The organism is Streptomyces sp. SID13666, from assembly GCF_010548325.1.
In the GTDB taxonomy this organism is placed as follows: domain Bacteria; phylum Actinomycetota; class Actinomycetes; order Streptomycetales; family Streptomycetaceae; genus Actinacidiphila; species Actinacidiphila fildesensis.
The window spans coordinates 1-392 of record NZ_JAAGLX010000235.1 but is presented as its reverse complement, the minus strand read 5'-3'; the positions used below and the strand labels follow the sequence as shown (position 1 = coordinate 392).

1 protein-coding gene is annotated in these 392 nt (G+C 67.9%); it reads left to right on the top strand.

The genetic code is table 11. From position 1 onward, the window contains the following. Window positions 1-392 (top strand): hypothetical protein (locus G3I60_RS44260; RefSeq protein WP_203675367.1); only part of this gene is annotated, 392 nt, incomplete at both ends.

Here is a 392-nt window from a genome sequence, read left to right as displayed (position 1 = left end):
GTACCTCGCCTGGTTCTTCAACCAGCAGACCGGCATGGACCCGCTACTGTCGCTCGTCATCACGGTGCCGCTGTTCTTCCTCGTCGGCGTGGGCATGCAGCGCCTGCTCATCACGCGCCTGCGGCCCGCGACGCTCACCATGATGTCCGTCCTCCTCACGTTCGCCGTCGCGCTCTTCATCGAGGGCATGATCGGCTTCGTCTGGAGCGGCACGCAGCGGCGCATCCAGCTCCCGTACTCGGGCGCGAGCATCGAGTTCTTCGGGGCGCGGATCGCCGTCGTGAAGCTCGTGGCGTTCGGCCTCGCGGCGCTCTCGCTCGCGCTCCTGTACCTGCTCATGAAGCACAGCCGGTTCGGCCAGGCGCTGCGCGCGACGATCCAGCACCGCGAGG